5 protein-coding genes are annotated in these 8,094 nt (G+C 42.7%); 3 read left to right on the forward strand and 2 right to left on the reverse strand.

Features of this window, described 5'->3' with window-relative positions; translation table 11 throughout:
- Positions 1-129 precede the first annotated feature (129 nt).
- From gnd to NJ959_RS21705, 3 genes are all read left to right on the forward strand, one after another.
- The gene (gene gnd / locus NJ959_RS21695; protein WP_254013828.1) at positions 130-1,548 is read left to right on the forward strand and encodes a decarboxylating NADP(+)-dependent phosphogluconate dehydrogenase; all 1,419 of its coding nucleotides are present in this window, start codon (positions 130-132) and stop codon (positions 1,546-1,548) included.
- 315 nt (positions 1,549-1,863) lie between these two features.
- Entirely contained in the window at positions 1,864-3,462 is a 1,599-nt protein-coding gene (locus tag NJ959_RS21700) for an NAD(P)/FAD-dependent oxidoreductase (RefSeq protein ID WP_254013829.1), read from the forward strand.
- A 262-nt stretch (positions 3,463-3,724) separates the two neighbouring features.
- Positions 3,725-4,459: a WecB/TagA/CpsF family glycosyltransferase gene (locus NJ959_RS21705; protein ID WP_254013830.1), complete on the forward strand. Its 735-nt coding sequence runs from the start codon at positions 3,725-3,727 to the stop codon at positions 4,457-4,459.
- Between the two features lie 333 nt (positions 4,460-4,792).
- Here the strand turns inward: NJ959_RS21705 and NJ959_RS21710 are convergent, their stop codons facing one another.
- The gene (locus tag NJ959_RS21710) at positions 4,793-6,010 is read right to left on the reverse strand and encodes an ABC transporter permease (protein WP_254013832.1); all 1,218 of its coding nucleotides are present in this window, start codon (positions 6,008-6,010) and stop codon (positions 4,793-4,795) included.
- 91 nt (positions 6,011-6,101) lie between these two features.
- Complete coding sequence (locus NJ959_RS21715; protein WP_254013831.1) at positions 6,102-7,934, reverse strand: efflux RND transporter periplasmic adaptor subunit; 1,833 nt, start codon at positions 7,932-7,934, stop codon at positions 6,102-6,104.
- Between the last annotated feature and the right edge of the window lie 160 nt (positions 7,935-8,094).

An 8,094-nucleotide genomic window follows, 5' to 3' on the forward strand; every position in this document is an offset into this window, starting at 1 on the left:
ACTCCCCACTCCCCATTCCCGAATCCCCAGTCTTAATCTAATTTTTAGCCCACTTCTCCGGAGATCGGGCTACTCTGATGGTGAACTAAACCGTACTAAAAGTTCAACAGAGTTCCAACGAGAGTTTTTATGACACAACCTAGCTTTGGTGTAATTGGATTGGCAGTAATGGGGGAAAACCTGGCGTTAAATGTGGAAAGTCGCGGGTTTCCCATCGCCGTGTACAACCGTACTGGCGAAAAAACCAAAGAGTTTATGGCAAAACGGGCTACGGGTAAAAATGTTACAGCAGCCTATTCTCTGGAAGAATTCGTCCAAGCTTTGGCACGTCCCCGTAAAATCTTGGTGATGGTTAAGGCTGGTAAGCCTGTTGATGCGGTAATTGAGCAACTGAAACCTTTGCTAGAAGAGGGAGATACAATTATCGATGGCGGTAACTCCCTCTATGAGGATACGGAACGACGGACTAAGGATTTAGAATCTACTGGATTGGGATTTGTTGGGATGGGTGTCAGTGGGGGCGAAGAAGGCGCACTCAATGGTCCTAGTTTAATGCCGGGAGGTACTGAAGCGGGGTATAAAGATTTAGAGCCAATTCTGACTAAAATTGCGGCTCAAGTGGATGATGGTCCTTGCGTGACTTTTATTGGTCCGGGTGGTGCGGGTCACTATGTTAAGATGGTCCATAACGGGATTGAGTATGGCGACATGCAGCTTATTGCGGAAGCCTACGATTTACTGAAAAATGCCCTTGGACTTGACCACAATCAGTTACATAAAGTATTCACAGAATGGAATACTACTGATGAGTTAAATTCCTTCCTGATTGAAATTACAGCGGATATCTTCAAGTATATTGACCCAGATACAAATATACCGCTGGTTGAGTTAATTATGGATGCGGCTGGCCAAAAAGGTACTGGGCGTTGGACTGTAGTAAGTTCTTTAGAATTAGGCGTGCCAATTCCGACTATGTATGCTGCTGTTAATGCCCGTGTTATTTCGGCTTACAAGTCAGAAAGGATTGCAGCGTCAAAGGAACTTCATGGTCCAACTGTTACTTTTGATGGGGATAAGGAGGCATTTGTCAATAAAATTCGCGATGCTCTTTACTGTTCAAAAATGTGTTCCTATGCTCAAGGGATGGCATTGTTAAGTAAGGCTTCCCAGGAGTTTGGATATAATCTCAACTTGGCAGAAATTGCCCGGATTTGGAAAGGCGGCTGTATTATTCGGGCAGGATTCCTGGATAAGATTAAAAATGCCTTTAACGAAAATCCCAAACTGCCCAACTTACTATTAGCCCCTGAGTTTAAGCAGAGTATTTTGGATCGACAAGAGGCTTGGCGGGAAGTGCTAATGCTGGCGAATAAACTGGGGATTCCCGTACCCGCTTTTAGTGCATCCTTAGATTATTTTGACAGCTATCGGCGCGATCGCAATCCCCAAAACCTGACTCAAGCCCAGCGAGACTATTTCGGCGCTCACACTTACGAGCGGATTGATAAGGAAGGGGTATTCCATACCGAATGGAGCCAGAATGGTTAATACAGAGATATTGCAGTAATTGCGATCGTGATTCCCTAGAGAGTAGTACTCTAGCTCAAATAACCCTGGAATGAGGTACTCAATAAATCCGGTTTCTTGAAGAAACCGGATTTATTTTTATGTAATTTATGCAACTGAAAACTACTCAGAAGTTACGCAAAATTTGGAATAGTAGGGTGCGTTACTTAACGTATCCTACTGATACGGTAGCTCTGTAAGTCCCAAAGATTAAGATTTTCTGGTGAAAAGAGAAAAATCGCCAAAAAACATTACATTCATTATTGATTAGATCTGTAGCTAGATTTTATTAGTCAGATGAATAATAGCCAGTTCGATGTAGTAATTTTGGGAACAGGCTTTTCTGGTTCAATTTTGGGTGCAATTCTAGCTAAACACGGCTATAAAGTACTATTAATTGACGAGAAAGAGCATCCAAGGTTTGCGATTGGGGAAGCTACAATTCCTCAAACCACGATGATGATGCGGGCGATCGCAGATCGCTACGGTATTCCGGAAATTCGGGATTGCAGTACCTTTGAAGGAATGCACAAGCATGTCACTTCCCATTGTGGAATAAAGAGTAACTTTGGTTTTGTCTATCAACAAGAAGGAAAGCCTCAAAATCCCCAGGAAGTTTCTCAAAACATTATTCCACACTTACTCGTTGGTTACGATGCCCATTGGTTTAGGCAAGATTTGGATGCCTATTTACTAACTGTAGCAGTTAAATACGGAGCTTCTGTCCAACAGAATACTCGGATTGAAGATGTAGAAATTAATGAGAGTAAGGTTTTCCTCAAAAGCGATAGTGGCGAAGAATTCTTTGCTCGCTACTTGGTAGATTCCAGTGGCTTCAAATCTATCGTAGCAAAGCGATTCGACTTGCGGGAGTCTCCCTGTCGGTTCAAAACCCACTCCAGATCTTTATTTAACCATTTCATCGGTGTCAAGCCTTATGATGAGTGTGCTGAATCAAAGGCAGCTTGGGATGTTCCCCAATCCTGGCATGATGGCACAATGCACCACCTGTTTCCATGTGGGTGGATGTGGGTAATTCCCTTCAATAATCATCCTGACAGCAACAGTAACCTCTGCAGCGTTGGTTTGTCTTTAGATACCCGTAAGTTTCCCAAAACTGACTTAAATCCGCAGGAAGAATTTGAAATATTTTTGGTAAAGTTTCCTGGTATTGCCCCTCAATTTGAGAATGCTCGACCTGTGAGAGAATGGGTTTCTACAGATCGGTTACAGTATTCTTCTAAGCGATGTGTGGGAGACAGATTCTGCCTCACCGCACAGGCGGCGGGAACCATTGATGCCCTTTTCAGCCGTGGTATGGCTAACACAGTTGATGGTATTTATTCATTGGCTGACTTGATTCTCAAAGCCCTAAAAGATGACGATTTCTCAGCAGAAAGATTTGAGTATATCGATCAGTTGCAGCAACGACTACTAGACTACAACGATCGACTAGTCCATTGCTCTTATATTTCCTTTTCTGACTTTGCTTTGTGGAATGCTTGGTATCGGGTTTGGAGTTTCGGTGGTTTTCTTAATGTCTTCAGAATTAAGAAAATGCAAGACAAATATGCAGAAACTGGAGACTTAGCCTGCCTTTCTGGTTTAAATAATCCCCGGTATTTGGGTTCTCTATGTCCCGATTTACAGCAGTATGAGGAACTTTTCGAGGCGGCTGCTTCTACAGTTGAAGCGGTTGGAGAAGGGAAATTAGCAGCTTCAACGGCGGCTGAGAAAATTTTAAGCTTGTTTGAGCAGCCAGATTTCATTCCTCCTCAGTTTGAGTATGATTCTGCCGAAAGGCATTTTAACTGCAAATTTGATGTGGATGATATAGCAACCCTTTTTGATTGGGGTAAATCTGCTTTAAATGAGGTTCAAGAGCTTTGTTTTTAGAGTATGTTTCTGAGACATTTTTGTTATAGCAAAAGTCAAAAGTGCAGATATTTCACTTTTGACTTTTGAAAGCGCGACTTTTGAATATGTGACTTTTGCTATAACAGGGATGTGGGGTCTATTGGTTTCTGGGTAGCGATCGCAAATTGGCTATGATATAATTCTACTCAATACTTTTTATAAACATTAACTAGCTTTTAACATCCAGATGGGATAGTCTTCATAGTGTTCATTTGATCTAGAGCTACGCAAAACCTGGGATATGTTTGAAGCACGTAAGCAATTTCCAGTGATGGGGTTACCTGTTCACCTAGAGGATGACTACGATCGCTGGTTGGGAAACCGTCTCCACGAGAAGGTGGGAAGTCATGTGGTAACGTTAAATGCAGAAATGGTGATGCAAGCCGAGTCGAATCAAGCTTTGGCTGATGCGATCCAGCTTGCAGAATTGGTGATTCCTGATGGTGCTGGAGTAATCTTTTACTTACTACTTCACGGTAAACGCCAGCAACGTTGTCCCGGAATTGAACTGGCAGAGTCTTTATTGCAACAAGCTGCGGCATTGGGCAAGTCTTATCCAGTATTTTTCTATGGGGGTAAACCAGGTGTCGCTGAGGAAGCGGCTACAGCTTGGCAACAAAAATTACCGAATCTTGCGATCGCAGGCATTAAAGATGGTTATCTTTCTCCTGAAGCAGAAAACGAATTAAAAGTAACTCTTAAAACCCAGGAACCCAGCCTCATTTTAGTTGGGTTAGGTGTGCCACGTCAAGAGTTATGGATTGCTGAAAATCGGTATTTATCTCCTCAATCTACTTGGATTGGAGTTGGTGGTAGCTTTGATATTTGGGCTGGGATCAAAACCCGCGCCCCAGGTTGGTTGCGGGATAATAATTTGGAATGGCTTTATCGACTATATCAGGAACCTTGGCGTTGGCGACGGATGATGGCTTTGCCGCAGTTTGCTCTCAAAGCGATTAGTCATCGGTTGGCTTAAATTGATGACTTCCACCATTCACTCTAGGATGGCAACCTAGTACGTTATAGCAACCGCAACAGCGGTTAGGACATTCTCAGCTAGCAAATTAGGACAAGGGGCTGCCATCCCCTTGTCCTAAGTACCTTGGCGACTGCTATAAAAGCTCTAGATCTAAATACCTAGAGCTTAATTACTTATCCATACTGCCTAAGTCCTGTATTAAATCAAACTAGCAAACTTATCCCTCGACAGAAATAGCAAAAGTATTATTTCCACCTCCTTCGTGCCTTAGTGCCTTAGTGGTTAAAAAATCAATACCCTACCAACACAACCACCAAAAAATCCCAACACCTAAGCACTTCTCAACGCCACAATCGGGTCAAGTTTTGCCGCCCGCCGCGCAGGTACAACCCCAAAAAATAACCCAATTCCACCAGAAACCCCAACAGCAACGAGAATAGCCATCGGCGAAATTCCTGCTTTCAATGGCGTTACCACACCAACGAAAAATACCCCACTCACACCAACCAAAGTACCAAGAATACCACCTGCGGCTGACAGAATTACTGCTTCAATCAAAAACTGAATTAGAATATCTTTCTCTCTCGCACCAAGGGCTTTACGGAGTCCAATTTCTTGAGTACGCTCAGTTACAGAAACTAACATAATATTCATCACCCCAATCCCGCCAACACCGAGAGAAATAGCCGCAATCGCAGCTAACATGATCGTTAATGCACCCGTCACATTATTCACAATACTCAAAATATCTTTCTGAGTATCAACCCCAAAATCATCTTCCCCTGTAATTTTATGCCGCCGCCGTAGGAGGTTTTCAATTTGAAACTTAGCCGCATCAATACTAGCTTGATTCTTAGCAGAAATAGAAATCCAGCTAACTTCAGTGCCATAAGGAGAAGTTTTCCCCTGCAATCGATTAGCCATGGTAGTTAAAGGTAGAAAGGCAGCATCATCTTGATTTTGCCCCATAAAAGAGCCTTTAGTTCCCATAATTCCTACGATCTGAAAACTAATATTATTAATTCGTACCTCCTCACCTAATGGATTTTGCTTGCCAAATAACTTTTCTGCTAATTCAGAACCCAACATCACTACTTGTTTATTTCGTTTGATATCAAGTTCATTAACAAATCGCCCTTTATCTACCTTAAAACTGCGAACATCAAGATATTCTGGCGTGGTACCTGTCACCTGAGATTGTGAATTCTTATTCCGATAACTAATTAAAAACCGATTACTAATTTCCGGAGAAACTCCTGCAATAGATGGAACTTGATTAGCAATCGCTTTAGCATCTTCCCATACCAAAGTTTTTGGCAAGTCAAATGTCGTATTACGAGCTTCGCGAGATCCCGGCAATACAAATAGCACATTTGGGCCTAAAGATTCAAACTGTTCCGATGCTAACTTTTGCGCACCTTGTCCAATCCCCACCATCGCAATTACTGAAGCATTACCAATAATAATACCCAGCATTGTTAAACTACTGCGGAGTTTATTTGCCACCAATGTAGTGGCAGACATTTTAATACTTTCTACAAGGTCAATTCTTCTAGTGCGTGGTGAGTATTTAGCGCCGTAGGCAGCCTCCGTGCGGCTTTTTGTCGGGGATAGTGTCTGAGGATTAGATTTAGACTCTTCAACCTTCACTCTTTTTCTCCTTTTGTTTTTTTCTAAACTCTGGCGGTAGTTCGATAAAAACTCGTTCTCCCTCCTTCACTCCATCAATGATCTGAGTTTTATCTTCAATGGTATTACCAATTGTAATCTGTTTAAATTTGGGTTGATTATTCTGATCTGGTATCCAGACACCATCTTTACCAGATTGTTGCGAAATCGCCACAGTAGGAACAACGATCGCATTCTTAATCGGTTCAGCTAATAATGTTAACTGTACTTTCATCCCGGATCTTAGATCTTTTTGCTCTGGGGAGGTAGCCACTTTCACTTCAAAGAAAGTAACATTATCTCGTTTAACAGCTTCAGGTGCGATGAGGCGGACAATTCCTTTGAATATTTGATCTGGAACAGCATCAGCCCTAATTTCCACCGCCATGCCTGGTTTAATATTGCCAATATCAACTTCTGGTACTTCAGCGAGGATTTCCAGTTTTTCAGTTGCGATTGTTAAAATTGAACTTTGGCTTTCTGTACTTCTCTTATCTGTGCTAGCAGAGCGAGGATCTGGTGTCACAAAAGATCCCACAAATGCGTATTTTTGCATCACAATCCCAGCAAAAGGAGCGCGAATTATTGTGTCTTCTAGTTGAATTTGAATCCCTAATAATTGGGCTTCGGCAGATTTAACAGCAGCTTGAAACTGGGTAATTTCTTCAGGACGAGAACCATTTTGTAGTTGTTTTAGTGCTATTCCAGATTCTGCCATGGAAGCTTCTAACTGAGCAATTTCTTCAGGACGAGAACCATTTTGCAGTTGTTTTAGTGCTATTCCAGATTCTGCCATGGAAGCTTCTAACTGGGCAATTTCTTCAGGACGAGAGCCATTTTGTAACTGGCGCACGGCGATGGCTGCCTCTGCTACAGATGCTTCTAATTGGGTAATTTCTGGGCTATTTTTATTCTTGGTATTTCTCACTTGATTTAGGCGTTGTTCTACTTCAAAAAGTGCGGCTCTGGCATTATTTGCTTCTGTAATTATTTCATCAAACCGATCTTGAGAAATGGCTCCTTGATTTGCCAAATATCGATTGCGATCGATCCGTTTTTCTGCTAAATTTAACCGAGAACGAGCTGTTTCAACTTGAGCAATTGCCTGATTAATTTCGCTAGGATTGCCAACCTGTGCCTGTGCTAAACGAGCTTGAGCTTGTATTAAACGAGCTTGAGCTTGGGCAATCTCTTCAGTGCGGCCAGTTTTTGCCTGTTGTAAACGTGCTTGGGCTTGTATTAAACGCGCTTTACCTTGCCCGATTTCTTCTTGACGAGGACCATTTTTTGCCTGTTGTAAACGTGCTTGTGCTTGGATAAAACGGGCTTGGGCTTGGGCAATTTCTTCTTTACGAGAGCCAGCTTTTGCCTGTTGAAAGCGGGATTGAGCTTGGGCTAAATTAGCTTGAGCTTGGAGAAACTGTGCCTTCAGGCTATTTTGCTCCATAATGGCAAGTATCTGTCCTTGCTCTACGCGATCGCCCTGTTCAACCCGTAACTGAACCAAACGCCCAGCCGCTTTGGGGCTGATGTTCACAGTTTCATAAGGTTTCACCTCGCCATCAGCAGTAATCCGCACCGCCAGATTTTGGGCTTGCACTAGCACAGTCAGTTTATCGAGGTCAATTTTGGCAGATTTTGGCGCGATCGCCAAATAACCCGCAGCACCTACGACTACAATACCAGTCGCCATCAGCCCCATAATCCATGGCAGAGGTTTTTTGACTTCACCCATCAGTTGGTAGTTGGTAGTTGGTAGTTGGTTGTTCGTTGTTGGTTGTTTGTTGTTGGTTACAATAGCCATCTAAAAACAAACCACTAACTTCATCCCATCTCTATGGTAACTAGATTAATTAAATCTCCCTGTTCCCCCACTACCCGCTTAGGGTGAAGCATTTGGATTGTCAAATCCTGCTTAAACCACACAAATTATCCGCAAAATACTTCACCCTACACCCACAAGG

Source organism: Limnofasciculus baicalensis BBK-W-15 (genome assembly GCF_024178385.1).
Lineage (GTDB): Bacteria > Cyanobacteriota > Cyanobacteriia > Cyanobacteriales > Coleofasciculaceae > Limnofasciculus > Limnofasciculus baicalensis.